The organism is Paraburkholderia sp. GAS38 (assembly GCF_050434965.1).
Taxonomy (GTDB): Bacteria; Pseudomonadota; Gammaproteobacteria; order Burkholderiales; family Burkholderiaceae; genus Paraburkholderia; species Paraburkholderia phenazinium_A.
Genome location: NZ_JBNDJO010000012.1, coordinates 247,609 through 273,345 on the forward strand (window position 1 = coordinate 247,609; position 25,737 = coordinate 273,345).

Consider the following 25,737-nt stretch of genomic DNA (forward strand, 5'->3'; position numbering starts at 1 on the left):
GCCTGAGGGCAGTGTGCGGTCCTGTCGTTCGTGCCCGGGAACGGCTAACATCACACACCGAATCAGCCCAACGAAGGAGTTTCGCATGGTGCGAAAGGTGCTAATGATGCAAAGCCGAAGCCATTCAGGGCGCATGCCGTCATGGCAGGCAGCGGGAACCCCGCTGGCGCTGCTGCTGGTATGCAGCGCCATCATGCTGCCGGCGCGGCAGGCCCGCGCCGCGATGAATTTCTGTGCGGCGCCTGCGCTGCAAACGAGCGAGCGCACCAATGCCGATCCTGGCGTCAAGGCGCTCGTCAGCAATGTGGAAGCGCATCTGAACGACCCGGCCCACGCAGTGTCGAAGTTGCACACCGAAGGCACGCTGCCGCACGAGGGCATCTACGACCAGAGCGTCGAAGCGGAGAAGGATCTCGACCTGCTGCGCGACGCCGCGCTCGCCTGGCGCGCCACCAGCGACGATCGCTATCTGAAGCTGGTCGACCGTCTGCTGTACGCATGGGTCACCATCTACGAGCCGAGCTTCAACCCGATCGACGAAACCCGCTTCGAAGGTTTGATCCTCGCCTACGACATGACGGCGAGCGCCTTGCCGGTGAAGACCCGCAACGCGGCAATGGCGTTTCTGACGAAACTTGGCAACGGTTACATCGAGCAGATCGACGCGCAGCCGCGCCCCTTGACCGGCACGTTTCGTAACAACTGGCAGAGTCACCGCATCAAGCTGATTGCGATGGCTGCCTTCACGCTCGACAACCGCAAGATGATCAACGCGGCGCAGCGTCTGTTTGTGGAGCACATTGGCGACAACATCGAACCGGATGGTTCGACGATCGATTTCAAGGAACGCGATGCGCTGCATTACGTGACCTACGACTTGCAGCCGCTCGTGACCGCGGCGCTGGCGGCTCGCCGCCACAACCGCAACTGGTTGCCGGAGAAGGCCACCAACGGTGCGACGCTGGGCGCCGCGCTGAACTGGTTGACGCCCTACGCATTGGGCACGAAGACGCATGACGAATTTGTGCATTCGGACGTTCCGTTCGATGCAAAACGTCGCGAAGCCGGCTTGCCGGGCTATTCGGGTCAGTGGGATCCGAAGAACGCGACGGAACTGTTTAACCTGGCTGCGCGGCTGGATGGCCGCTATGCGCCAGTCGCGCTGCATCTGGCGCCCAACCCGCCCGCATGGCTGGCCGTGTGCCTGCCGCTGCCGGCGCGGTAAACCCGATATTTTCTTTTTGCAGGAGCAGTAATGGCAGTCAGTGTGTTCGACCTCTTCAAAATCGGCATTGGTCCGTCCAGTTCGCATACGGTCGGGCCGATGCGCGCGGCGCTGATGTTTGTCCAGGGGCTCGAACGCGACGGACTGCTGGCGGCCACGTCTTCCGTGAAGGTCGATCTGTACGGCTCGCTCGGCGCAACCGGCAAGGGCCACGGAACGGATCGCGGTGTGATGCTCGGCCTGATGGGCGATGCGCCGGATACCGTCGATCCCGAGACGATCGCGCAACGTCTGGAAACGGTGCGCACCTCGCGCTCGCTGGCGCTGCTCGGCACGCACCCGGTGCCGTTCGTGCAGAAGGATCACATTTCGTTTTATCGTCAGGCGCTTGCCGAGCATCCGAACGGGCTGAAGCTGCACGCGTTCGACGCGCAGGGTGAGACGCTGCGTGCGGCGACGTATCTGTCGGTAGGCGGCGGGTTTGTCGTCACAGCGGGCGCGCCGAATACCAAGGTGCTGAGCGCCGTCGATCAGTTGCCGCATCCGTTTCGCAGCGGCAACGAGTTGCTTGCGCTGTGCAAGGCGACCGGCAAGAGCATCGCGCAACTGATGTGGGAAAACGAGCGCGTGTGGCATACCGAAGAGGAAACGCGCAGCGGCCTCCTGAAAATCTGGGACGTGATGCAGTCGTGCGTCGCGCGCGGTTGCGGCATCGGCAATCCGGATGCGGACGGCACGCTGCCCGGGCCGTTCCAGGTGAAGCGGCGCGCACCGCAGTTGTATCGCTCCTTGTCCGGCAATCCGGAGCTGGCGTTGCGCGATCCGCTGTCGATGGTGGACTGGATCAATCTCTACGCAATCGCCGTCAATGAAGAGAATGCGGCCGGTGGACGGGTGGTCACCGCGCCGACCAACGGCGCGGCCGGCATCATCCCTGCGGTGCTGCATTACTACACGCGTTTCATGCCGGGTTCGAACCAGCAAGGCGTGATCGATTTTCTGATGACAGCGGCGGCCATCGGCATTCTGTACAAGCTGAATGCCTCGATTTCGGGCGCGGAAGTGGGCTGCCAGGGCGAGGTGGGCGTGGCCTGTTCGATGGCCGCGGGCGCGCTCGCTGCCGTGATGGGCGGCACACCGGAGCAGGTGGAGAACGCCGCGGAAATCGGCATGGAACACAACCTGGGGCTGACCTGCGATCCGGTGGGCGGCATGGTGCAGATTCCGTGCATCGAACGTAATGCGATGGCCTCGGTGAAGGCGGTCAATGCGGCGCGGATGGCGCTGCGTGGCGACGGCAGTCACTATGTTTCTCTGGACTCGGTCATCAAGACGATGCGCGAGACGGGCGCCGATATGAAGACCAAGTACAAGGAAACTTCGCGCGGCGGCCTGGCGGTGAATATCGTCGAGTGCTGAGGTCGCGTGGCGCGAGGGCGGGCGGCTAACGACGCCCTCCCGCGCCTCGCCGTTGATGCGCTGCGGCATCGCCCGTCCTCGTGACACCAGTCGCCCACTCGGCGTAAGCTGTCGAAGCCCGTCGGCTACCCCATGGCCGACCAGCCGACCGACCCGACTGGAGGCTTCATCGCAATGCCGCTGCCGAATGATTCCGCCACCACCACTGGTGCGCGCCTTGTAGTCGATGCCCTGCTGACCCATGGTGTCGAACGTGTTTTCTGCGTCCCCGGCGAGAGTTTCCTTGCCGTACTCGACTCGCTGCACGACGAGACCGAGCGTATCCAGACCGTCGTCTGCCGGCACGAAGCGGCCGCGGCCAACATGGCCGAAGCGATCGGCAAGCTGACCGGCCGCCCGGGCGTGGCACTCGTCACGCGCGGGCCTGGCGCGACGCATGCCTCGATTGGCGTACACACCGCGTTCCAGGACTCGACGCCGATGATCCTGCTGATCGGCCAATGCGCACGCGAGCATCTGGACCGCGAGGCCTTCCAGGAAATCGACTATCGACGCATGTTCGGCCAGATGGCCAAGTGGGTCGCGCAGATCGACGATCCGAAGCGGATTCCCGAATATCTTAGCCACGCGTTCCACACCGCGACCTCAGGACGACCGGGCCCGGTTGTGTTGTCGTTGCCGGAAGACGTGCTGAGCGACGTGTGCCCTGTGGTACCGGGCGCGCCGACGTATCACCGTGTGGCCGCCTCGCCCTCGGCCACGCAGATGACGCAACTACGGCAACTGCTGGGAGGCACCCAGCGGCCGATGGTGATTGCCGGCGGCAGCGGCTGGACACCCGAAGCCTGCGCGGATCTGCAGCGCTTCATCGAGAACTGGCAGTTGCCGATTGGCCTCGCGTTCCGCTTCCAGGACACGCTCGATAACGAACACCCGAATTACGCAGGCGATGTCGGGCTCGGCATTAACCCCGCGCTGGCGAAACGTATCCGCGATGCGGACTTGCTGCTTGCATTGGGCCCGCGTCTCGGCGAAGCGACGACCGGCGGCTACACGCTGCTGGACATTCCGAAGACGAAGCAGACCTTGGTCCACGTGCATCAAGGCGCGGAGGAATTGGGCCGCGTGTATTCGGCGGATCTGCCGATCGTCTCGGGGATGCCCGAACTCGCCTCGCTTCTGGCCGCGTTGCAGCCTCCCACTGGAAAACCGGCATGGGCGGGAAGCGCGGAGGAGGCGCACCGCGCCTATCTCGACTGGCGCACGCCGCGGCCGATTCCCGGCGACGTGCAGATGGGCGAAGTGATCCAGCAACTACGCGCGCACTTGCCCGACGACGCGATCCTGACCAACGGCGCGGGCAATTACGCGACGTGGCTGCACCGGCATTTCTCGTATCGGCATTTCCGCTCGCAACTTGCGCCGACCAGCGGCGCGATGGGATACGGTGTGCCGGCGGCGATTGCGGCGAAGTCGCTTTACCCACAGCGTGCGGTGGTGGCGCTAGCCGGCGACGGCTGCTTCATGATGTCTGCTCAGGAGCTGGCGACGGCGATGCAGTACGACCTGCATGTGCTATTCATCGTGGTGAACAACAGCCACTTCGGCACGATCCGCATGCACCAGGAGCGGCACTATCCGAACCGTGTGCATGGCACGGGCCTGACCAATCCGGATTTCGCGGCGTTCGCGCGGTCGTTTGGCGCGCATGGCGAGACGGTGGAGCGCACGGAGGATTTTCTGCCGGCGCTCGAGCGATCGCTCGCGGCGAAGCGCGCAGCGGTGATCGAAATTCGCATGCCGCAGGAAGCGAGTACGCCTGGTGCGACCTTGGAGCAGATTCGGGAGCAGGGCCGCAAGCTGCGGGGAGAATAGAAGCAGGCGACGACGGGGTGGTCTTGCTGGCCGGGACCGCCCAACGCGCTGACGACGAACTGCTGCTAGGCGGAAATCGCGGACAAGGCGCTGAGTTCCTTCAGCAAAGCTGGCTTGCGGGCCTCGACGACGTCTGTCTGAATCTGATAGATCACGGACTTGATCACTTCCGTCTGACTCATGGACGTATTGTCGACGAGCGTCTTGATGTCGTCGGCGATACGCAGCGACACCTTCATGGAGAGGCGCCTGCGCGCGGCGCCGCGCTCCTCCTTGAAACGCTCGACGGCCGTACGGTGTGCCTTCAGCAAGCGCTCCCTGGGGTACTCGCCGGAGGCGAAGCGATGCAGATAGAAGACCATCAGAACCTTGCGAAATTCGGTTGAGTTTGTGCTGTCGATGGTGAACGCGGCGAGGTCGAGCATATCCAGATAGATGGCGGGCAGTTGTGCCTCGATGGGCTTCACGACCTTCTGCCGTGCTTCGCGAATAGCCGGCGTGGACTGCGCGGGGATGGCGACGACTTGATCGCAGAGGTCGCAGACAGAGACGAGGATGTTCTTCACTTCGCCGTTGCCGTCGCTAAACGGCACATCGCGCCGGGCGAAGGTGGAGGTGACGATCTGCTGGCAACTGGAGCAGATTGCCTTGCTCTTCTCACCTTCTTCATACAGTTTTGTGTTCACGGTTTTGCTCACTGACGAACGCTAACAAACATGGTGTCTGGATTGCCGATGAAGTAGAACTTCACGTACCAGCCACTTGACGCGACCACGTGAACGTCGATCTCCGCAAACCTGTGATACGGCGACGATACGTGCTCGGTCCCATCGCTTTTGACGATGACGCGTTCGACGAACTCCGGCGTCACGTTCCCCGAGGCCAGCAGGTTTTTGACATCGGTTGAGGACTTTTGACGGACCGACGAGTCATCCGAATGGCTAATGGGGGGCAGCCGTGCACGAAGTGCAGCGGCGGAAAAAAGGGTTATGCCGCCCGACGAAGCGCGAAGCGCGACGTTGGAACGAATGAGCGCTGAGTCACGAACGCACGAGATGCGAGAACGCATCTCGTCTCGGACCACTAAGGATAACGAACAAAGATGGCTCACTACGGGCTAGCGGTGTGAGCCCGCTTTCTTTGCTTACTTTCTTTGCGGCGGCAAAGAAAGTAAGTGCCGCCCCGCACAGGGGCGACGCCAATAGACCACTAAGAAATCAAGGAAAGGCCAAAACAGAAAAAAGAAAACGCCCCACGAGCCCAAAGACCCGCGGAGCGTTATCAACCAACAGCCAACGGCTCAAAGAGCGACAAAAAGAGCCACCACCAGGCGCCGTCAGGCAAAAAACAACTTACTTCCCACCAACACTCTGCAAAGTAGTCCACTTCCCATCGACAACCTTATAAAGCGTGATCCCACCATTCTTAAGATCACCCTTGCCGTCATACTCCAGATGAGTGGTAGTAACAGCGGGCATATCGGTCTTGGCGAGCAGCGGCAGATACTTGGCCGGATCGGTGGAGTTAGCTTTCTTCATAGCATCGAACATAGCCATAGCGCCGTCATAGGCATAAGGCGAGTACGTCTGCACATCTTCGTTGAAGCGCTTCTTGTACTTGGCGACGTAGTCAGCGCCACCGGGCATCTGATCCAGCGGCAGGCCAGCAAGCGAAGCCACCGTCCCATTAGCCGCATCACCCGCCAGCGAAAGGAAGGTAGGCGTATGCACCATCTCGCCGCCCATCAGCGGAGCCTTGATGCCGAGCGTCTTCATCTGCTTGACCATCGGCGCGGCTTGCGAATCGGCACCACCGTAATAGATCAGATCCGGATTCACCGACTTCAGCTTGGTGAGAATCGACTTGAAGTCGACAGCCTTATCGTTAGTGAATTCACGATCGACGATAGTAGCGCCGGAAGCCTTGGCAGCCTTCTCAAACTGATCAGCCAGACCCTGGCCATAAGCCGTACGGTCATCGACAATCGCGATCTTCTTCATACCCAGGCTCTTCACCGCGAACGTGCCCGCGACCGAACCTTGCTGCGTATCGGACGTCATCATCCGGAACGTGGTCTTGAAGCCTTGTTGCGTGTATTCAGGCGCCGTCGCCATGGCGATTTCGGGGATGCCCGCGTTCGCGTAGATGCGCGAAGCCGGGATCGTCGTGCCCGAGTTGAAGTGGCCGAGCATGCCCTTGATGCCGTCGTCCACCAGCTTCTGCGCAACGGTCGTGCCGGTGCGCGGGTCAGCCTGGTCGTCCGCCGAGTCCAGCACGAAGCGCACCGGCTTGCCGCCGATCACCGGCTTCGTGGCGTTCATTTCTTCCACAGCCAGCGTGATGCCGTTCTGGAAGTCCTTGCCGTAGTGAGCCTGTGCGCCCGTCATCGGACCAGCAAAACCCACCTTCACGTCTTCGACCTGCTGTGCGTGTGCCGCCCCCGCCAGTGACATGGCTGCGACGAGCGTCGCGCCAGCCAGCTGTTTCATCTTGTGTTGCATAGCTTCTCCTTGGTACCAGGTGTGAGTGGAGCGGTTTCGGGGTCGCCGTACCGCTTCCGTTTTATTGAATCGACCGTTAAAGGTTCGCTCAACCGATCGTCATCAAATTCGCATTGCCGCCCGCTGCTGCCGTATTCACGCTGACCGAACGTTCCGTCAGGAGACGTTCGAGCGCGTAATCCTCGTCGCCGCTTTCCAGCGCCCGTGCCGCCACGCCCTGCACCGAGACGATCGGACCCGCACGCTTGGCCACTTCCTTCACCAGCGCCAGCAGCTCGTCGCTATCGCCTTCGAACAGCACGGCGTCGAACGGCGTGTCGCCGCCCTTCTTCACGCTCGCGTACGTCTTGAGCGCTGCCGGCAGCGCCGACACCAGTTGCTCGCCGGCCGCGCCTTCGAACAACGCGCGATTGCCGGTAGCCAGCGCCGCGGCGAACTGCACGCGTGCACCGCTCGCCGTCGACGCCACGCACAGCACCGTGCCGCGCGCGCCCAGCGTGTAGGTGTTGCGCTCGCCGGTCGGTCCGGGCAACACCGCCGTCGCACCCGCCAGGCCTTGCGACAGGTAGCCGTCGCAACGCGCCGCGAGTGCCGCCTCACGCTCGCCGATCAGCCAGTCGCGCAAGACCGTCAGCGCCGAGGCCGGATTGTCGCTGCGATTATCACCGTTTAGGCCCGCTTGTGGTGCATCCGTCACCAGCAACTGCGCCAGCGTTTTCGGCAGACCCGCCGGACGCGTGGCGAGAAGCCGCTGCAGATACAGCGCGCCGCCTGCCTTCGGACCCGTGCCGGACAGGCCTTCGCCGCCGAACGGTTGCACCCCCACCACCGCGCCCACCACATTGCGGTTCACATAGATATTGCCCACGTGCGCGCGGCTGATCACATGCGCGATGGTCTCGTCGATCCGCGTGTGGATGCCGAGCGTCAGGCCATAACCCGTCGCGCGGATCTGTTCCAGCAGCTTGTCGAGCGCGCTGCGGCGATAGCGCACCACGTGCAGCACCGGACCGAACACTTCGCGCTTCAGTTCGTCGATGCTGTCGAGCTCGATCAGCGTCGGCGGCACGAAGGTGCCCTGGGCGCCGCCTTCCGGCATCGGCAGTTGCTCGACCTTGCGGCCCTTCTCGCGCATCGCCGCAATGTGCGCGTCGATACCGCGCTTCGCTTCGACGTCGATCACCGGGCCCACGTCGATCGACAGGCGATCCGGGTTGCCCACCGCCAGTTCGCGCATCGCGCCGGTCAGCATTTCCAGCGTGCGGTCGGCGACGTCGTCCTGCAGACACAGCACGCGCAGCGCGGAACAGCGTTGACCGGCCGAGTCGAACGCCGAGTTCAGCACGTCCGCCACCACCTGCTCGGCGAGCGCCGACGAATCGACGATCATCGCGTTCTGGCCGCCGGTTTCGGCGATCAGCGGAATCGGCCTGCCGTCGGCGTCCAGACGATTCGAGAGCGTCTTGTTGATGAGGCGCGCGACTTCGGTCGAGCCGGTGAACATCACCGCCCGCGTGCGGGCATCGGCCACCAGCGCCGCACCGACGGTTTCGCCGTCGCCCGGCAGCAGTTGCACCGCACCGGCCGGCACGCCGGCTTCGCGCAGGATGCGCACCGCTTGCGCGGCGATCAGCGGCGTCTGTTCCGCCGGCTTCGCCAGCACCGTGTTGCCGGCCGCGAGCGCCGCCGCCACCTGGCCCATGAAGATGGCCAGCGGGAAATTCCACGGGCTGATACAGACGACCGGACCGAGCGGACGATGTGTGTCGTTCGAGAACTCGGTGCGGATCTGCGCCGAGTAGTAGCGCAGAAAGTCGATCGCTTCGCGGATTTCCGCCACCGCGTTCGGCAACGACTTGCCCGCTTCGCGCACCACGAGGCCCATCAGCGTATGCATCTGCGCTTCGAGCAGATCGGCGGCGCGGGCGAGGCAATCGGCGCGCGCTTCGACCGGCGTCGCCTGCCAGATCGGCGCAGCGGCTACGGCGTGCGAGAGCGCGGCGCTCACGTGTTCCGAAGTGGCTTCGACGACGGTGCCGACGAGGTCGCGATGATCGGCCGGATTGCGCACGTCGCGCGAGGTGCCCACGGCGATTTCGTTGTCTTCGAGCATCGGCGCGGCGCGCCACGGATGATGCGCGCTCGCCAGCAAGGCCGACGACAGCGACGCCAGCCGATGTTCGTTCGACAGATCGAGGCCCATCGAATTGACGCGCTCCGCGCCGTACAGATTGCGCGGCAGCGGAATTTTCGCGTGCGGCGCGCCGAGCGGCACGATCTTCGACGCTTCTTCGACCGGGTCGGCGACCAGATCCTTGATCGCGACGTTTTCATCCGCGATGCGGTTCACGAACGACGTATTCGCACCGTTTTCCAGCAGACGCCGCACCAGATACGCCAGCAGCGTCTCATGCGTGCCGACCGGCGCATACACGCGGCACGGACGGTTCAGCTTTCCAGCAGACAGCGGGCCGGTGACTTCTTCATACAGCGGCTCGCCCATGCCGTGCAGACACTGGAACTCGTACTGGCCGGGATAGTAGTTCTGACCCGCGAGGTGATAGATCGCCGAGAGCGTATGCGCGTTGTGCGTCGCGAACTGCGGATACACCGCGTCCGGCGCGCCGAGCAGCTTCTTCGCGCAGGCGAGGTACGAGACGTCCGTGTAGATCTTGCGCGTGTAGACCGGATAGCCTTCGAGGCCGTCAACCTGGGCGCGCTTGATCTCGGTGTCCCAGTAGGCGCCCTTCACGAGGCGCACCATGATGCGGTGACGGCTGCGGCGCGCCAGATCGACGATGTAGTCGATCACGAACGGGCAGCGCTTCTGATACGCCTGCACCACGAAGCCGATGCCGTTCCAGCCCGCCAGATCCTGATCGAAGCACAGCGCTTCGAGCAGATCCAGCGAGATTTCGAGGCGGTCCGCCTCTTCGGCGTCGACGTTCAGGCCGATGTCGTAGCGGCGCGCAAGGATCGCAAGCGAACGCACGCGCGGCAGCAACTCGCTCATCGTGCGTTCCTGCTGCGAGCGCGAATAGCGTGCATGCAGCGCCGAGAGCTTGATCGAAATGCCCGGGCCTTCATAGATGCCGCGGCCGCCGGCGGCCTTGCCGATGGCGTGGATCGCCTGCTCGTACGACGCGTAGTAGCGCTGCGCATCCGCTTCGGTGGTGGCCGCTTCGCCGAGCATGTCGTAGGAGTAGCGGAAGCCGCGCGCCTCGAACTTGCGGCTGTTGGCGAGCGCCTCGGAGATGTTCTCGCCGGTGACGAACTGCTCGCCCATCAGGCGCATCGCCATATCGACGCCCTTGCGGATCAGCGGCTCGCCGCCCTTGCCGATCAGGCGCGTCAACGCCGACGACAGACTCGTTTCGCTATTGGTCGTCACCAGCTTGCCGGTGATCATCAGCCCCCATGTGGCGGCATTGACGAACAGCGACGGCGCCTGGCCGACGTGCGATTTCCAGTCGCCCTTGCTGATCTTGTCGCGGATCAGCGCGTCGCGGGTGGCGCGATCGGGAATCCGCAGCAGCGCTTCGGCGAGGCACATCAGCGCCACGCCTTCCTGGCTCGACAGCGAAAATTCGTGGATCAACCCTTCGACGCCGCCACCCTTGCTCTTGCCGCGCAGCGTTTCGACCAGCTTGCTCGCCATCGCGTCCACGTCATTGGCGAGGTTGGCCGGCAGACGCGCCTGGCCGAGCAGGAACGGCACGCATTCCGGCTCGGGACGACGGTAAGCCGCAGTGATCGCCGCGCGCAGCACCGATTGCGGTTGCACGTTCTGCGCAAAATCGAGGAACGGGTGCGACGCACCGTCCTCTTCGGACTCGACGGTTGCACCGTCGGCCATATCCGCCGAACCATGCACGCCGGACAGCTCCGCCGGCAATTGACCGTGCTCGATTCGTTCGAGATACGCGAAGATCGCCTGCTTGATCAGCCAGTGCGGAGTGCGTTCGAGACGGGTGGCGGCATCTTTCAGCCGGGAACGCAGGAGGTCGTCAACCTTGACGCCGAGGGTGGTGCTAGCCATGTTTCCTTCTTCATATGCCAGCCAACCCGCGCCGGCCAAAGACTAAAAAGTTGGCCGAATCGTACGCCTCCCAATAAAAAGGTGCAACCATCCAAAAGGCATGGTTGCACCATTGTTCAAGCCTTGTATGACCGGGGTTTGCGGCGGGTAGCGGCGCATCGGGGCAAACCCCGGTGGCATCAGTACTTTCCCCTACGAATTTCTTTTCTGGCGACCCTTATCGAAATCGGAATCGCGCCGTTATACAGGTTAAGAATGCGCGTTAGCGCACAGTACGGGGCTTACGGGGTAGCGGAAATGGAAAAGTGGCTGGTAGTGGCAGGAATCTGGACGATGTGCGCGATGTGCGCAGTCCTCTTCATTCGCGGTGCGACGTGTTCGGTCGCAAGAGAAACGGCGGACGAGCGACGTTCGCCGAACGGCGCACGCGGCGCGGTCCGGGAGTAAGCGCGGGCTCAGGCCCGCGCCACGAACTGGCTGCAGGCGTCGTCCGGCGAGACGAGCTGGTCGTGCAGACGGCAAAGCCGGCTTGCCGCCACGCTCGCGCCAAACCCTGAACTGAACACCACGAGGCCCGGGATGCTCTGCTCCAGCGTGTGTCGATCGTCAGCGCGGTACCGGCAACCGGCGCAGCTTGGCCGGCACGCGCGCAGTGCCTGCTTCGCCGCGTCCGCGCGTTCCGCCGGGGCAGTCACGATCCCTGTCCCAAGCTATTCCAATACGATGCGAACACGTGCGCGGACAGCGCGTAGCCGATGGCGATATTGACGACCACGCCGGCCGTGAACGCGAGGAACGGCTTCAGTCCGGTGGCGCTCAGCAGGCGCAACCGCGTCGTCAAACCAATGCTCAGAAAGCAGAAAATGAACGCCCAGGTGCGCAGCGCGGTAATCGGCGCGACGAACTCCGGTGTCACCACCTTGCGGTAATCCGCCAGCGAATAGTGGCTCGCGATCCACGTCACGAGCGCCGACGCGATCACGAAGCCGATCACGAATTTCGGAAAGCGCGCCCAGATCTCGCCGGCGTTGGCCTTGGCTTTGACGCCGCTGTCCTCGGTCTCCCAGCGGGTGCTTGCGACGATCGCCAGCACGAAGGCCCAGATGCCGATCCAGATATCGCGGCCCACCACTTTCATCAGCGTGAACGCCTGCAGCGAGGCTTCGGGCGCACCGGCGATCGCACCGCCTGCGTGCTTGGCGAAGTCGCCGTAGGCCTGGGCGGCGGCGATACCGGCGGCATCCGCGAACTCCGAGGTGCCGATCCAGGCGCCGGCCACCGCCGTCGACAACCCGAGCGAGCGCGACGCGAACGGCAACACGAAAATCATCACGATGGCCCACAGGATCACCAGCGTGATCGCCACCGAAGCCTGCTCTCGTTTAGCGCGCACGGCGCCTGCAATCGCAATCGCCGCCGAGACGCCGCACACCGCGCCGCCCACGCCGAGCACTGCGGCAAACCGGCGGTCGAGGCCAAACGCCTTGCCGGCAAAGAAGATCACGAAGAACGTCACCAGCGAGACGATGCTCGCCTGCCCGACCGCAACCGGACCGGCCCAGACCAGCAGGGTGAACGGCAGCGTCGCGCCGAGCAGCACGATACCCACCTTGATATAAAACTCGACGCGCAACCCGGCGGAGAACCACTCAGGCAGACGGAACACGTTCGAGATCACCAGGCCGAGCGCGAGTGCAACCAGCGGCGGCTCGAGGTTGTACTTCGAGGCGTTGACCCAGGCGCCGAGCGCAAAAATCAGGATCGACGCGACGAACAGGATCAGGAACGACGGCAGAAAATGTGCGAGCCGCTGCTTCAAGGCGGCGAGGCTCACGCCGAACAGCACCGCGAACACGACGAACAACGCGGCATAGTTCGGCAGATGCTTGACCAGATCCTGGACGACTGCGCCCGGGTCCGACCATTTCGCCGGCGCAACGGCGAGCCATTTGATGCTGCTGCCCGAGGCGAACAACGCCCACGCGACGACGATCACCAGCAGGCCGATCCAGACGGCCCACCAGTCTTCGGTGGCGAACAGGCCGCCGCCACGTTGGCTGGCCGTGTCATGCTTAGGATCGGATTTGGCCGGTGCCGCGCCCGCCGGCAGGCTGTGATTGGTATCGCTCATCGCAAAAGCCCCGAGAGTTGAGGTGCGTCGGCGCGGGAGAAGTTGGGATTGTTGTTAAAACTGCGCCGATTCGGCGAAATATAGACGACCGGCTTTCAGAACTGAAACGACCTTTCGCTCTATGAATATGACTGAAAGGGATTTGCACGCTGGCCGGGGCGGCGGGCGCGGCTGGGCCCAGAGTCAGGCCGCGGTGCGACTTCAGATGTCGAGCGGGTCGACTTCGAGATTCCAGCGCAACACGCCCTTCAAGGTGCGCAAGATCGGCTGCCACGCCCGCAGCGTGGCTTGCAGCGCGCCGCGCGACGCACTCTCGATCAGCAGTTGCGCGCGATGCACATGCATCACCTTGACGATGGTGAGCGGCACGGCGTCGTAGACGGTGACCCGCCCGGCGGACGGCATCGCCGCCAGCGCCGCGGCGGCCTGCTGCAGGAAAGCGAGCGCCGCCTCGAGCGTGCGCCCTTCGGCGCGCAGCAAGGCCTGATAGACGAACGGCGGCAGATGGGCGTCGCGGCGCTCGGCGAGCGTCGAGTTGGCGAAACCCACGTAGTCGTGCCGCGCCAGCGCGTGATACAGCGCATGCCGCGGATAACGCGTCTGCACCAGCACTTCGCCGGGCAGTCCGGCGCGTCCGGCACGGCCGCTCACCTGCATCAGCTGGGCGAACAGGCGCTCGCTCGCGCGGAAGTCGTGCGAGAACAGCGCGGTATCCGCATTGAGCACGCCCACCAGCGAAACGCGCTGAAAATCGTGGCCCTTGGCGATCATCTGCGTGCCCACCAGGATGTCGACGTCGCCCGCGTGCACATCGGAGAACAGCGCCTGCGCGCTGCCTTTGCGGCGCGTGCTGTCGGCGTCGATGCGCAGCACGCGCGCGCCCGGCACGGCGGTTGCCAGCGTTTCCTCGACACGCTGCGTGCCGCGCCCGAGCGGCGCGATGTCGACGTTGCCGCAATCCGGGCACGAGCGCGGGATGCGCGCCTCCCAGCCGCAATGATGGCAACGCAGCGCGCGCTCCGGCTTGTGCAGCACGACGTAGGCGCTGCAGCGCGGGCAACCGGCCACCCAGCCGCAGGCGTCGCAGGCCAGTTGCGGCGCGTAGCCGCGGCGGTTCAGAAACACGAGGCTCTGCTCGCCCTTTTCCAGGCGCGCTTTCAAGGCCGCAATCAGCGGCCCCGACAGGCCTTCCACCGAAGCCCGTCCGCGCCGTCGCTCTTCTTCGAGATCGATCAGCTTGACGGTGGGCAACACCGCTTCGGCGACCGCGCGGCGCGACAGCGTCAAGCGCGTGTAGCGCCCCTGGTCGGCCTGCCACCAGCTTTCGAGCGACGGCGTCGCCGAGCCGAGCACCACCGGCAAGCCCAGTTGCTTGGCGCGCCAGATGGCCAGATCGCGCGCCGAGTAGCGCAAGCCTTCCTGCTGCTTGTAAGCGGGATCGTGCTCCTCGTCGACCACGATGATGGCCAGCTTCGGCAGCGACGCGAGTATCGCGAGCCGCGTGCCGAGCACGATCCGCGCACGGCCGCTGTGCGCCGCAAACCAGTTGCGCGCCCGTTCGCCCTCCGCGAGACCGCTGTGCAAGGTGACGATCGAAGTGCCGTCGAGCGCCGCGAAACGTGCGCGAAACGCAGCCTCGAATTGCGGCGTGAGATTGATTTCGGGGACGAGGACGAGCGCCTGAGCATCGGGCCGCGCCGCGAGAATGGCGGCGAGCGCGCGCAAATAGACCTCGGTCTTGCCGCTGCCGGTCACGCCATGCAGCAGGAAGGGGGCGAAGCCGTCGGCGTCGCGGATCGCCTCGACGGCGGCGGCCTGTTCGTCGGTGAGAGTCGGCAGGGTGGGCGAGACGGCTTGCGCGCCGTCGCGCACGGACGGTGCCGCGCCCAATGCGGCCGCTTCGGTCACCTCCAGCGCTACCCAGCCTTCGGCCTGCCATGCATCGAGTGTCGCGACGGCTTTCGGGTGGATCACGCGCGCGTCGGCAGCCAGCAGCGCGTCCGCTTCGATCAGCGCCTGAGCGAGGCGCCGCAAGGCGCTCGCGCGTGCCGGCAAGGCGTCGGGCAGCGCCGCGCGGCCGGCCGGCAGCAGACTGTAGCGCTCCTGCGGCGCCAGCAGCCGCGCCCAGCGCGATGGGTCGCGCAACGCTTGCGGCAAAGCCGGCAAGGCGACTTCGCCGAGACCCCGCTGGTAGTAGTCCGCGGCAAAGGCGGCGAGCGCCAGCCATTCGTCCGATAGCGGTGGACAGGCCTCGCAGATCGCATCCACGGCGCGCAGCTTGTCCGCGGGGACGTCACTGTGAGCGGTCACTTCGCAGACGAGACCCACCACCTGGCGCCTGCCGAACGGCACGCTGACGAGTGTACCCGGCTGCGGCGGCTCGGTCGCGTCGCAGCGATAGTCGAACAGGGTCGGCAGTGGATGATCCAGCGCGACGCGGACGAAGACGGGGCTCAAATTGGATTCGGAATCGCGATCGGGGTCGGCAGACGCGGCGCGGCGAGCGGCGTGACGTGCCGTGAAGCGGCGGCGTACGCGGCGAAGTTAAAGTAAAACTTCACTTTCCGCGCTAAGTTTTGGATTCGACTGAACAATTGCTGTTGACCCGCGCGTCCTGTGGATAACTTTGTTGAGAACTCCGCCCGGAAGGCCGGAAAACCGCGCCACTGCGGCCTTGTGTGGGTTTTCGCACAATTCCTTCCGCCCCGTGGAAACCCTTGCCAGTCAAGGACTTGATCAAATGCGCACACAACTTGCAAGGACAATGCTGCGATGAAAGCCTCTACCGCGCCGCAGCGTGATAAGTGTGCATAAGTCAAGTCTTGACAACGGCGGAAGCGCCATCTGACGGCCCGGTTAACACTATTTTTACCTTAGCCCGAGAGCCCAGCTCGCCGCACTGCAACAAAACCGTCACGTAGCCAGCGTGGTTCCGCCTGCTCCAGCAGCGCGAATAGCACGGCTGTGCCGATGCACTTCGTCGACCAGTTCGGCGACATGTTCCGGCGGCGTGAATTGCGAGATGCCATGACCGAGATTGAAGATGTGGCCGGGATGATTGCCGAAACTGTCGAGCACGGCACGCGCTTCCATGCGAATCGCCGAGGGCGGCGCGAACAGCACCGATGGATCGAGGTTGCCCTGCAGCGCCACCCGGTCGCCGACGCGCTCGCGCGCCTTGGCGAGGTTGACCGTCCAGTCGAGCCCGACCGCGTCGACACCGCTAGCCGCAATGTCTTCGAGCCACGGGCCGCCCCCCTTCGTGAAGGTGATCACCGGCACCTTTTCCCCGTCGTGAGTGCGCTTGAGCTGGCTCACCACCTGCTCGATGTAGTGCAGCGAAAAGCGCTGGAAGATGCCGTCGGCCAGTGCGCCACCCCAACTGTCGAAAATCATCACGGCTTGCGCGCCGGCTTCGATCTGCGCGTTCAGGTAGGCCGCCACGCTTTGCGCGTTCACCTCGAGAATGCGCTGCATCAGATCCGGGCGCGCATACAGCATGGACTTCACCGTGCGGAAATCGGACGAACCGGCGCCTTCGACCATGTAGCAGGCCAGCGTCCACGGACTGCCCGAGAAGCCGATCAGGGGCACACGCTGGCGGCCTTGCGCGTCGGTGAGCGCCTTGCGGATTTCGCGCACGGCGTCGGTGACGTAGCGCAGCGTGGCGTCGATGTCGGGCACGGCGAGGCGCGCGACGTCCGCTTCGGTGCGCACCGGGCGGGCAAACTGCGGCCCCTCGCCGGCCACGAAATCCAGCCCAAGGCCCATTGCATCGGGCACCGTGAGAATGTCTGAGAACAGGATGGCCGCGTCGAGCGGGTAACGCTCGAGCGGCTGCAGCGTGACTTCAGTCGCATAGGCCGGACTCTTCGCCAGGCTGAGGAAGCTGCCGGCACGGCTGCGCGTTGCGTTGTATTCGGGCAGGTAGCGGCCCGCCTGACGCATCAGCCAGATCGGCGTGTAGTCGGTCGGCTGGCGCAGCAGCGCGCGCAGGAAGGTGTCGTTGAGGAGGTTATGGGCCACGTTGCTTGCGACTGAAGGCAAAGGGGCATTTTACCGGACGCAGCGGGACCCATCCTGCATCTTCATTGATCCCGGCGATAGCGTTGCGCGGCGGCCGCTTGGCCTAGGCCTTTCGGCTAATGTTCAACGGCCGGTTGCCGGGCTATGATCAGCAGCCTTACCAAACAGTTACGGTGTTCGAGGAGAGCCGATGAACAAAGCTGCATGGATCCTGGTCGGGGTGCTGTTGTGCACGGCTGCCGGCATGGCCAACGCGCAAACGCCAACGGCCCCTGCCGGCGCCGCCGCAATGGCCCCGTCGCGGCTCGATGAGATTCTGGCGCGCGGCACGCTGCGCACCTGCACGACCGGCGACTACAAGCCGTATTCGTTCTACAAGGGCGACGGCCAGTTCGAGGGCATCGACATCGATATGACCGAGTCGCTCGCCCGGTCGCTCGGCGTGAAAGTCGAGTACGTGAAGACCTCGTGGTCGAACCTGATGAACGACTTCGTGGCGAAATGCGACATCGGTGTGGGCGGCGTTTCACCGAGCCTTGAGAGACAGAAGCACGCGTTTTTTACCCAGCCTTACATGGTCGACGGCAAGACGCCCATTGCTCGCTGCGATGACGTGAACAAGTACCAGACGGTTGCCGAGATCGACCAGCCCGCGACCCGGGTCATCGTCAACCCGGGCGGCACGAACGAGCGCTTCGCGAGGCAGTACTTCCCGCACGCGAACCTCACCGTCTATCCGGACAACGTGACCATCTTCAAGCAGATCCTGGCCGGCAAGGCGGATGTGATGGTGACTGACGCTTCGGAGACGCTATTGCAGCAGAAGCTCAACCCGGGGCTGTGCTCCGTCCACCCCGACAAGCCGTTCCAATACGGCGAGAAAGCATGGCTGCTACCCCGCGGCGACGTGGTGTTCCAGCAGTATGTCGATCAGTGGTTGCACCTCGCGCAGGCCACGGGGGAATACCAGGCGATCTCGGACAAGTGGTTGAAGTAATCGCTTAGGGCCGTACGCCGGGCGGTTGCACGTCAGGTGCGGTACGCGGGCGGGTCGGGACAATCATGTAACCGACCCTCTGCACGTAAGCCGATACAGAACGGCGCGCTCGCGACGGCTGGTCTGACAGGCCAACCACCCTGACGACGCGATTGCGCTCAACGATGCGCTGCAGCGACGTGCGGCTGTTCGTCTCACGATCGCTCAGCTTATTAGAGCCGTATCGGCCTATAGACACGGCGATCCGACGACCATTGCGCGGGCAGACCATGTTTTCATGCAGTGAAAACTGAATCAGAAGCGGTGCACGATGCGTCCCGGATAGCATCAATCGCACCTGTATAACAATCGCCAGGAGTATCGGTAAGAAATACGTTTTAAACAGCTTTCAATGGCAAAAAATCCCCAAGAGCCTTATCTGGCGGGCGTTACAACCTGAAACACTTTGTTACCGCGTTGCCTGAGTTATTCGCCCACAATGCCTTTCAACGGTTTCAACACGGATGTGGCTGGGTGCGTGGTGTGAGCGGATACGATGCACTTGCCGGTCGGCAGCACGCCGAAGCCCTGTAAAGGGGCATCCCTGTTGGCGCCGTGGTCAACGCGTAAAGCGTCTGCCCAGTCGGTTCCTCCAATGGTCTCCTCGCGCTAACCCCGTAGCGTGTGGTTTTTAGCGGGCTCCAGGCCCGCTTTTTTTTTCTTTAGCCAAACGTTTGCGCGCCGCCCAGACGGGCCTCGCAAGGGTTGTTTTCAGACCCGGCTTCGCAGACGATTCGCTACTTCAAGGTCGGACCCCTGCGGGCGTCGCGTACACGGTACGCGACGCCCGCAGCCGTTTCAGGCCACCTCGATCAGGCCGTCTTGTCTTCCTTCACCTTCAATTCCTGAATCATGCATTCGCGCATCACGAACTTCTGCACCTTGCCGGTGACCGTCATGGGCAGTTCGTCGACGAAGCGGATGTACTTCGGGATTTTGTAGTGGGCGATCTGGCCGCGACAGAAGTCCTGCACCTCTTCGGCGCTTGCCTGTTCGCCGGCACGCAGCACGATCCACGCGCACACTTCCTCGCCGTATTTCGCGTCCGGCACGCCGAACACCTGCACGCTCTGGATCTTCGGATGACGGAACAGAAACTCCTCGATCTCGCGGGGATAGATGTTCTCGCCGCCGCGAATCAGCATGTCCTTGAGGCGGCCGACGATGTTGCAGTAGCCATCGGCATCGATGGTCGCGAGGTCGCCGGTGTGCATCCAGCCATCCACGATACTTTCACGCGTTTTCGCTTCATCGCCCCAATAGCCCCGCATCACCGAGTAACCCTTCGTACACAGCTCGCCCGTCTCGCCGACCGGCACGATATTGCCCAGCGCGTCGATCACCTTGACTTCCAGATGCGGCTGGACGCGCCCCACCGTTGAAGTGCGCTTGTCCAGAGGATCCGTGGTCGAGCTTTGGAACGACACCGGGCTTGTCTCCGTCATGCCATAGGCAATCGTGATTTCGGCCAGGTGCATCTTCGATACGACCTTTTTCATCGTCTCGATCGGGCATGGCGAGCCGGCCATGATGCCGGTCCGCAGGCGTGTGAGATCGAAGCGCGCAAACTCGGGGCGATCCAGTTCGGCGATGAACATGGTCGGTACGCCATGCAATGCCGTGCATTTTTCCTCGGCGACCGCGGCCAGCGTAGCAACGGGGTCGAAGGCCTCGCCCGGGAACACCATATTCGCACCGACCGATACGCAGGCCAGCACCGCGAGCACCATCCCGAAGCAGTGATAGAGCGGCACGGGGATGCAGAGGCCATCCTGTTCCGAGAGACGCATCGCCATCGCGATATAGCGGGCGTTGTTGACGACGTTGCGATGCGTGAGCGTGGCGCCCTTCGGATTGCCGGTGGTGCCGCTCGTGAACTGGATGTTGATCGGATCGTCGGCCGACAGGGCGGCGCCGATCGCTTCGAGCTTCGCCGGGTCAAGCGTCGTGCGGCCCTGCTCGATCACATCGGAGAAACTCAACATGCCCGGCGTCGGGGTATCGCCCATGCGAATGACGACCCGCAGATCCGCCAGGCGAGCGGCGTGCAGATCGCCGGGCGTTGCTGTGGCAAGCTCGGGCGCCAGTTCTTGCAGCATCTCCAGGTACATCGACGACTTGAAGCGCTCGGCGGCAATGATGGCCTTGCAGGCCACCTTGTTCAGCGCGTACTCGAGTTCGGCCAGCCGATAGGCCGGGTTGATGTTCACCAGCACGGCGCCGATGCGCGCGGTGGCGAATTGCGTCATCAGCCACTCGACCCGGTTCGGCGACCAGATGCCGACACGATCGCCCTTGCCGATACCCTGTGCCAGCAAACCGGTGGCGAGCACGTCGACTTCCTGCAAAAACACCTGCCACGTCCAGCGAATGCCTTGCTCGCGGAACACCACGGCGGGCCGGTCGGCGAAACGTCGCGCGGTATCGCACAGGAATCGTCCGACGGTCGCATCGCTCAACGGGATAGCGGTCGAGCCGCGCACGTAGGACAGACCGTCCTTCGGTTCAATGAGGGCGCCTTCACCTGACGCTTGCGTTGCCATGGCGGTGTCTCCGGAAACGAATGCGTGCTCTGTTGGAATGACTTCGAAACCGATTGTGCCCCGGCGGATAACGGCAAGGCATCAAGTCTTACCCGCAGGTGCTTTCCTGTTTCGACTGCTTCAAACTCGTCAGCTGCATCAACTGCTTCGGCCACATCAAGGCAATGATTCTGTTTCCCTTTCCGTAAACGTCAAGAAATGTTGAAAAAAAAGCAGCCGGTCAGGCTGCTTTTTCTTTGCTGCTTGCTGCTTAATTCTGACCGCGCAGCTTGCGCAGACGCTGAATCGCCGCGAGCTGAGCCGTCGCATACGCGAGTTCCGCCTGAGCGGTTGCGTATTCGAGGTTCGAACCGGTGTTCTGCAGCGCTTCTTCAGCGCGCTTGCGTGCGTCTTCGGCCTTGGCTTCGTCGAGATCCTTACCGCGGATTGCCGTGTCGGCGAGAACCGTCACTGCGCCCGGCTGGATTTCGAGAATGCCGCCGGCGACGAACACAAACTCTTCTTCGCCGTTTTCAGCTTCGATACGCACCGCACCCGGACGAATCCGCGTAATGAGCGGCGTGTGACCCGGCAGAATGCCGAGCTCGCCCGCTTCGCCCGGCAGCGCCACGAATTTCGCCTGACCCGAGAAGATCTGCTCTTCCGCGCTGACGACGTCTACTTTAATGGTTGCCATATCGACTCCTGTGTCGACCCGAATTAGCGCTTTAGCGCTTACCCGGGTCCCATGCAAAGCTCGACGAGAGTTAGCGCTTTAGCGGTTACTCTCGTCCCATGCAAGGCTCGGTTGAGCGTAGTGAGAGGCGCGATAAGTCACGTGTTACATATTCAGCGGTGTGACTTGCCGCGCCTGATTGCCTACACCCGACCTTTACTGGATCTTCTTGGCCTTTTCGAAGGCTTCGTCGATCGTGCCGACCATGTAGAACGCCTGCTCCGGCAGATGATCGCACTCACCGCCCACGATCATCTTGAAGCCACGGATTGTTTCCTTCAGCGGCACGTACTTGCCCGGCGAGCCCGTGAACACTTCAGCGACGTGGAACGGCTGCGACAGGAAACGCTGGATCTTACGAGCGCGCGCCACGGCGAGCTTGTCTTCCGGCGCCAGTTCGTCCATGCCCAGAATCGCGATAATGTCGCGCAGTTCCTTGTAGCGCTGCAGCGTTTGCTGCACGCCGCGCGTGATGGCGTAGTGCTCTTCGCCGATCACGTTCGGGTCGATCTGACGCGAGGTCGAATCGAGCGGGTCGACCGCCGGGTAGATCCCCAGCGAGGCGATGTCACGCGACAACACGACGGTTGCGTCAAGGTGGCCGAAGGTCGTAGCCGGCGACGGATCGGTCAAGTCATCCGCAGGGACGTACACGGCCTGCACCGACGTGATCGAGCCGGTCTTGGTCGACGTAATCCGCTCTTGCAGCTTGCCCATTTCTTCAGCCAACGTCGGCTGATAGCCCACTGCCGACGGCATACGGCCGAGCAGTGCCGACACTTCCGTGCCTGCCAGCGTGAAACGGTAGATGTTGTCGACGAAGAACAGCACGTCGAGGCCTTCGTCACGGAAGTGCTCAGCCATCGTCAGACCGGTCAGCGCGACGCGCAGACGGTTGCCCGGCGGCTCGTTCATCTGGCCGTACACCAGCGCGACCTTGTCGAGAACGTTCGAGTCCTTCATTTCATGATAGAAGTCGTTCCCTTCGCGGGTACGCTCGCCAACACCGGCGAACACGGAATAGCCACCGTGTTCCTTGGCGATGTTGTTGATCAGTTCCATCATGTTCACGGTCTTGCCCACACCGGCGCCACCAAACAGGCCAACCTTACCGCCCTTTGCGAACGGGCAGATCAGGTCGATCACCTTGATACCCGTTTCGAGCAGTTCGGTCGACGGCGACAGTTCGTCGAACGCCGGCGCCTTCTGGTGAATACCGCGCGTCACGTCCGAGTTGATCGGGCCGGCTTCGTCGATCGGGCGACCCAGCACGTCCATGATCCGGCCGAGCGTCGGCTTGCCAACCGGCACGCTGATCGGCTTGCCGGTGTTCTTCACCGTCGTACCGCGGCGCAGGCCGTCGGATGCACCCAGACAGATGGTCCGCACGACGCCGTCGCCCAGCTGCTGCTGAACTTCGAGGGTCAGTTCCGAACCGTCGAGAATGAGCGCGTCGTAAATCTTCGGCATGTGTTCACGCGGGAATTCCACGTCGATCACCGCGCCGATGCACTGTACGATCTTGCCTTCTACCAAAGCAGTAGTACTCATCGCTTTTCCTTTAGATACTCAATTCTTCACTCGCGCAAAGGCGCAGTTTCGTAGCGCTTGCCCAAAGGCGCGCCTGACCATGATGGTCAGACCGCCGCAGCGCCACCGACGATTTCCGACAGTTCTTTCGTGATCGCGGCCTGGCGGCTCTTGTTGTATACGAGCTGCAGTTCGTTGATGACCGTCTTCGCGTTGTCCGAAGCGGCCTTCATCGCGACCATCCGTGCCGACTGCTCCGACGCCATGTTTTCCGCGACGGCCTGATAAACCAGCGCTTCCACATAACGCACGAGCAACTCGTCCACCACCGCCTGGGCATCCGGCTCGTAGATGTAGTCCCACGACGTGCTCGGGGTCGTGCCCTCGTCTTCCTTGCGCTCGAACTGGTCTGCCGACAGCGGCAGCAGTTGCTCGATCACCGCTTCCTGCTTCATCGTATTGACGAAGCGCGTGTACGCCAGGTACACCGCGGAAATCTTGCCTTCCGAGTACATGTCGAGCTGCACTTTCACCGCGCCGATCAACTTCTCGAGGTGCGGCGTGTCGCCCAGATGCACGACGTTCGACGCAACCTTCGCGCGCAGGCGGTTCAGAAAACCGAGACCCTTGGTGCCGATCGCCGTTGCTTCGACGGTCTTGCCCTGGCCTTCCAGCTCCTTGAACTTCTGCAGCGCCGCGCGCAGTACGTTCGTATTCATGCCGCCGCACAGACCCTTGTCGGTCGTGACGAGGATCATGCCGGCCGTCTTCGCGCCTTCGTTCGACACCATGAACGGGTGACGATACTCAGGGTTCGAACGGCTCATGTGTGCAGCGATGTCGCGGACCTTGTCGGCATACGGGCGAGCAGCGCGCATGCGCTCCTGAGCGCGGCGCATCTTCGATGCGGCCACCATCTCCATCGCTTTCGTGATCTTGCGCGTGTTTTGCACGCTCTTGATCTTGCCGCGAATTTCCTTCATTCCAGCCATTGCTTGCTCCTTTGTCGGCCCGAGTGACCGCTTTAGCGGTGACTCGGGTCCCATGCAAAGCGATCGAAGCAGCGCGGGGGCATTCACATGCGGCCCGCGCCGCTTCAAGGTCCGTTTATGCCTTGCGGGTCACTCGCGGATCAATAAGCGCCGGACTTCTTGAAGTCTTTGATAGCCGTATGCAGCAGGCCGTCGTCGTCCTTCGAGAGTTCCTTGGTATCTTCGATGCGCTTGATCAGGTCAGCGTGCTTCGACTTCAGGTAGTCACGCAGGCCCTTTTCGAACGGCAGCACTTGTGCGACTTCGAGGTCGTCGAGGTAACCGTTGTTCGCAGCGAACAGCGCAACGGCCAGTTCCCATACTTGCAGCGGTTGATACTGCGGCTGCTTCAGCAGTTCCGTCACGCGGCGTCCGCGTTCGAGCTGCTTGCGGGTGGCTTCGTCGAGGTCCGAGGCGAACTGGGCGAATGCAGCCAGTTCACGGTACTGCGCGAGGTCGGTACGGATACCGCCCGACAGCTTCTTCACCACCTTGGTCTGAGCCGCACCGCCCACACGCGACACCGACACGCCGGCGTTAATTGCCGGGCGGATACCTGCGTTGAAGAGGTCGGTTTCCAGGAAGATCTGGCCGTCGGTAATCGAGATCACGTTCGTCGGAACGAATGCGGTCACGTCGCCCGCTTGCGTTTCAATGACCGGCAGTGCCGTCAGCGAACCGCTCTTGCCCTTCACTTCGCCGTTCGTGAACTTCTCGACGTACTCTTCCGAGACGCGAGCCGCACGTTCCAGCAGACGCGAGTGCAGATAGAACACGTCGCCCGGGTAAGCTTCACGGCCCGGCGGGCGGCGCAGCAGCAGCGAGATCTGACGGTATGCCCAGGCCTGCTTGGTCAAGTCGTCATAAACGATCAGTGCATCTTGGCCACGGTCGCGGAAGTATTCGCCCATCGAGCAGCCGGCGTACGGTGCGAGGTATTGCATCGCAGCCGATTCCGAAGCCGAAGCGGCCACGACGATCGTGTATTCCAGCGCGCCGGTTTCTTCCAGCTTGCGCACCACGTTCATGATCGACGAAGCCTTCTGGCCGATCGCGACGTAGATACAGAAGAGGTTCTTGCCCTTCTGGTTGATGATCGTGTCGACAGCCACAGCCGTCTTGCCGCACTGGCGGTCGCCAATGATCAGCTCGCGCTGGCCGCGGCCGACCGGCACCATCGCGTCGATCGACTTCAGGCCGGTCTGGACCGGCTCCGACACCGACTTACGCCAGATCACGCCCGGTGCGATCTTTTCGATTGCGTCGGTGTGCTTCGCGTTGATCGGGCCTTTGCCGTCGATCGGGTTGCCGAGTGCGTCGACCACGCGGCCGAGCAGTTCCGGACCCACCGGCACTTCGAGAATGCGGCCCGTCGTCTTGACGATGTCGCCTTCCGAAATGTGTTCGTATTCGCCCAGAATCACGGCGCCGACCGAGTCGCGCTCGAGGTTCAGCGCGAGACCGTAGGTGTTGCCCGGAAATTCGAGCATTTCGCCCTGCATCACTTCCGACAGGCCGTGGATACGCACGATACCGTCGGTCACGGAGATCACGGTGCCCTGGTTGCGAACGTCTGCGCTCGCTTCAAGGCCCTGGATCCGGCTCTTGATCAGCTCGCTGATCTCAGAGGGATTGAGTTGCATTATTCGCTCCTGATAGTCAATTC

General features: G+C 63.2%; 17 protein-coding genes. 4 read left to right on the forward strand and 13 right to left on the reverse strand.

The window, feature by feature from the left end:
* The first annotated feature begins 133 nt into the window (after positions 1–133).
* The 3 genes from P3T42_RS26190 to P3T42_RS26200 all read left to right on the forward strand — a co-directional run bounded on the left by P3T42_RS26190 (position 134) and on the right by P3T42_RS26200 (position 4,519).
* Complete coding sequence (locus tag P3T42_RS26190) at positions 134–1,225, forward strand: alginate lyase family protein (RefSeq protein WP_429307638.1); 1,092 nt, start codon at positions 134–136, stop codon at positions 1,223–1,225.
* A gap of 30 nt (positions 1,226–1,255) precedes the next feature.
* Positions 1,256–2,644 (forward strand): L-serine ammonia-lyase, encoded by a 1,389-nt coding sequence (locus P3T42_RS26195; protein WP_074301250.1) that lies wholly within the window; start codon positions 1,256–1,258, stop codon positions 2,642–2,644.
* Between the two features lie 174 nt (positions 2,645–2,818).
* Positions 2,819–4,519: a thiamine pyrophosphate-binding protein gene (locus tag P3T42_RS26200; protein WP_429307639.1), complete on the forward strand. Its 1,701-nt coding sequence runs from the start codon at positions 2,819–2,821 to the stop codon at positions 4,517–4,519.
* 65 nt (positions 4,520–4,584) lie between these two features.
* Here the strand turns inward: P3T42_RS26200 and P3T42_RS26205 are convergent, their stop codons facing one another.
* The 8 genes from P3T42_RS26205 to hemE all read right to left on the reverse strand — a co-directional run bounded on the left by P3T42_RS26205 (position 4,585) and on the right by hemE (position 17,216).
* A complete protein-coding gene (locus tag P3T42_RS26205; protein ID WP_429307640.1) occupies positions 4,585–5,205 on the reverse strand; it encodes a hypothetical protein in 621 nt (206 codons plus the stop codon).
* 8 nt (positions 5,206–5,213) lie between these two features.
* Positions 5,214–5,588, reverse strand: coding sequence for a hypothetical protein (locus P3T42_RS26210; RefSeq protein WP_429307641.1), 375 nt, complete (start codon positions 5,586–5,588; stop codon positions 5,214–5,216).
* A 283-nt stretch (positions 5,589–5,871) separates the two neighbouring features.
* On the reverse strand, positions 5,872–7,020 hold the full coding sequence (locus P3T42_RS26215; protein WP_074301248.1) for a branched-chain amino acid ABC transporter substrate-binding protein: 1,149 nt from the start codon (positions 7,018–7,020) through the stop codon (positions 5,872–5,874).
* Positions 7,021–7,108: 88 nt separating this feature from the next.
* On the reverse strand, positions 7,109–11,059 hold the full coding sequence (gene putA / locus P3T42_RS26220; protein WP_429307642.1) for a trifunctional transcriptional regulator/proline dehydrogenase/L-glutamate gamma-semialdehyde dehydrogenase: 3,951 nt from the start codon (positions 11,057–11,059) through the stop codon (positions 7,109–7,111).
* Positions 11,060–11,514: 455 nt separating this feature from the next.
* Positions 11,515–11,754 carry a hypothetical protein gene (locus tag P3T42_RS26225; RefSeq protein ID WP_074301245.1) on the reverse strand — a complete coding sequence of 80 codons (240 nt, stop codon included), beginning with the start codon at positions 11,752–11,754 and terminating at the stop codon, positions 11,515–11,517.
* Positions 11,751–13,190: a YeiH family protein gene (locus P3T42_RS26230; RefSeq protein WP_429307643.1), complete on the reverse strand. Its 1,440-nt coding sequence runs from the start codon at positions 13,188–13,190 to the stop codon at positions 11,751–11,753. The genes P3T42_RS26225 and P3T42_RS26230 overlap by 4 nt, the downstream gene beginning before the upstream one ends.
* Before the next feature lie 201 nt (positions 13,191–13,391).
* Positions 13,392–15,647 carry a primosomal protein N' gene (locus tag P3T42_RS26235; protein WP_429307644.1) on the reverse strand — a complete coding sequence of 752 codons (2,256 nt, stop codon included), beginning with the start codon at positions 15,645–15,647 and terminating at the stop codon, positions 13,392–13,394.
* 456 nt (positions 15,648–16,103) lie between these two features.
* Complete coding sequence (hemE, locus tag P3T42_RS26240; protein ID WP_429307645.1) at positions 16,104–17,216, reverse strand: uroporphyrinogen decarboxylase; 1,113 nt, start codon at positions 17,214–17,216, stop codon at positions 16,104–16,106.
* Positions 17,217–17,406: 190 nt separating this feature from the next.
* Here hemE and P3T42_RS26245 point away from each other — a divergent pair, with 190 nt between their 5' ends.
* Entirely contained in the window at positions 17,407–18,213 is an 807-nt protein-coding gene (locus P3T42_RS26245) for a transporter substrate-binding domain-containing protein (RefSeq protein ID WP_429307646.1), read from the forward strand.
* A gap of 851 nt (positions 18,214–19,064) precedes the next feature.
* Here P3T42_RS26245 and P3T42_RS26250 read toward each other — a convergent pair.
* The 5 genes from P3T42_RS26250 to atpA form a co-directional block, all read right to left on the reverse strand.
* Positions 19,065–20,795, reverse strand: a complete 1,731-nt coding sequence (locus P3T42_RS26250) for an AMP-binding protein (protein ID WP_429307647.1) — start codon at positions 20,793–20,795, stop codon at positions 19,065–19,067.
* Positions 20,796–21,045: 250 nt separating this feature from the next.
* Positions 21,046–21,471, reverse strand: coding sequence for a F0F1 ATP synthase subunit epsilon (locus P3T42_RS26255; protein ID WP_012434800.1), 426 nt, complete (start codon positions 21,469–21,471; stop codon positions 21,046–21,048).
* A 195-nt stretch (positions 21,472–21,666) separates the two neighbouring features.
* Entirely contained in the window at positions 21,667–23,061 is a 1,395-nt protein-coding gene (gene atpD / locus P3T42_RS26260) for a F0F1 ATP synthase subunit beta (protein WP_074301240.1), read from the reverse strand.
* A gap of 86 nt (positions 23,062–23,147) precedes the next feature.
* Positions 23,148–24,032: a F0F1 ATP synthase subunit gamma gene (atpG, locus tag P3T42_RS26265; protein WP_074301239.1), complete on the reverse strand. Its 885-nt coding sequence runs from the start codon at positions 24,030–24,032 to the stop codon at positions 23,148–23,150.
* Positions 24,033–24,172: 140 nt separating this feature from the next.
* Complete coding sequence (gene atpA / locus P3T42_RS26270) at positions 24,173–25,714, reverse strand: F0F1 ATP synthase subunit alpha (protein WP_074301238.1); 1,542 nt, start codon at positions 25,712–25,714, stop codon at positions 24,173–24,175.
* Between the last annotated feature and the right edge of the window lie 23 nt (positions 25,715–25,737).

Excerpts from the sequence above, each read along its gene's own strand:
- P3T42_RS26190 (WP_429307638.1), top strand. The coding sequence starts at position 134 with ATGCCGTCATGGCAGGCAGCGGGAACCCCGCTGGCGCTGCTGCTGGTA.
- P3T42_RS26195 (WP_074301250.1), top strand. The coding sequence starts at position 1,256 with ATGGCAGTCAGTGTGTTCGACCTCTTCAAAATCGGCATTGGTCCGTCC.
- P3T42_RS26200 (WP_429307639.1), top strand. The coding sequence starts at position 2,819 with ATGCCGCTGCCGAATGATTCCGCCACCACCACTGGTGCGCGCCTTGTA.
- P3T42_RS26210 (WP_429307641.1), bottom strand. The coding sequence starts at position 5,588 with ATGCGTTCTCGCATCTCGTGCGTTCGTGACTCAGCGCTCATTCGTTCC.
- P3T42_RS26215 (WP_074301248.1), bottom strand. The coding sequence starts at position 7,020 with ATGCAACACAAGATGAAACAGCTGGCTGGCGCGACGCTCGTCGCAGCC.
- putA (WP_429307642.1), bottom strand. The coding sequence starts at position 11,059 with ATGGCTAGCACCACCCTCGGCGTCAAGGTTGACGACCTCCTGCGTTCC.
- P3T42_RS26230 (WP_429307643.1), bottom strand. The coding sequence starts at position 13,190 with ATGAGCGATACCAATCACAGCCTGCCGGCGGGCGCGGCACCGGCCAAA.
- P3T42_RS26245 (WP_429307646.1), top strand. The coding sequence starts at position 17,407 with ATGAACAAAGCTGCATGGATCCTGGTCGGGGTGCTGTTGTGCACGGCT.
- P3T42_RS26250 (WP_429307647.1), bottom strand. The coding sequence starts at position 20,795 with ATGGCAACGCAAGCGTCAGGTGAAGGCGCCCTCATTGAACCGAAGGAC.
- P3T42_RS26255 (WP_012434800.1), bottom strand. The coding sequence starts at position 21,471 with ATGGCAACCATTAAAGTAGACGTCGTCAGCGCGGAAGAGCAGATCTTC.
- atpD (WP_074301240.1), bottom strand. The coding sequence starts at position 23,061 with ATGAGTACTACTGCTTTGGTAGAAGGCAAGATCGTACAGTGCATCGGC.
- atpG (WP_074301239.1), bottom strand. The coding sequence starts at position 24,032 with ATGGCTGGAATGAAGGAAATTCGCGGCAAGATCAAGAGCGTGCAAAAC.
- atpA (WP_074301238.1), bottom strand. The coding sequence starts at position 25,714 with ATGCAACTCAATCCCTCTGAGATCAGCGAGCTGATCAAGAGCCGGATC.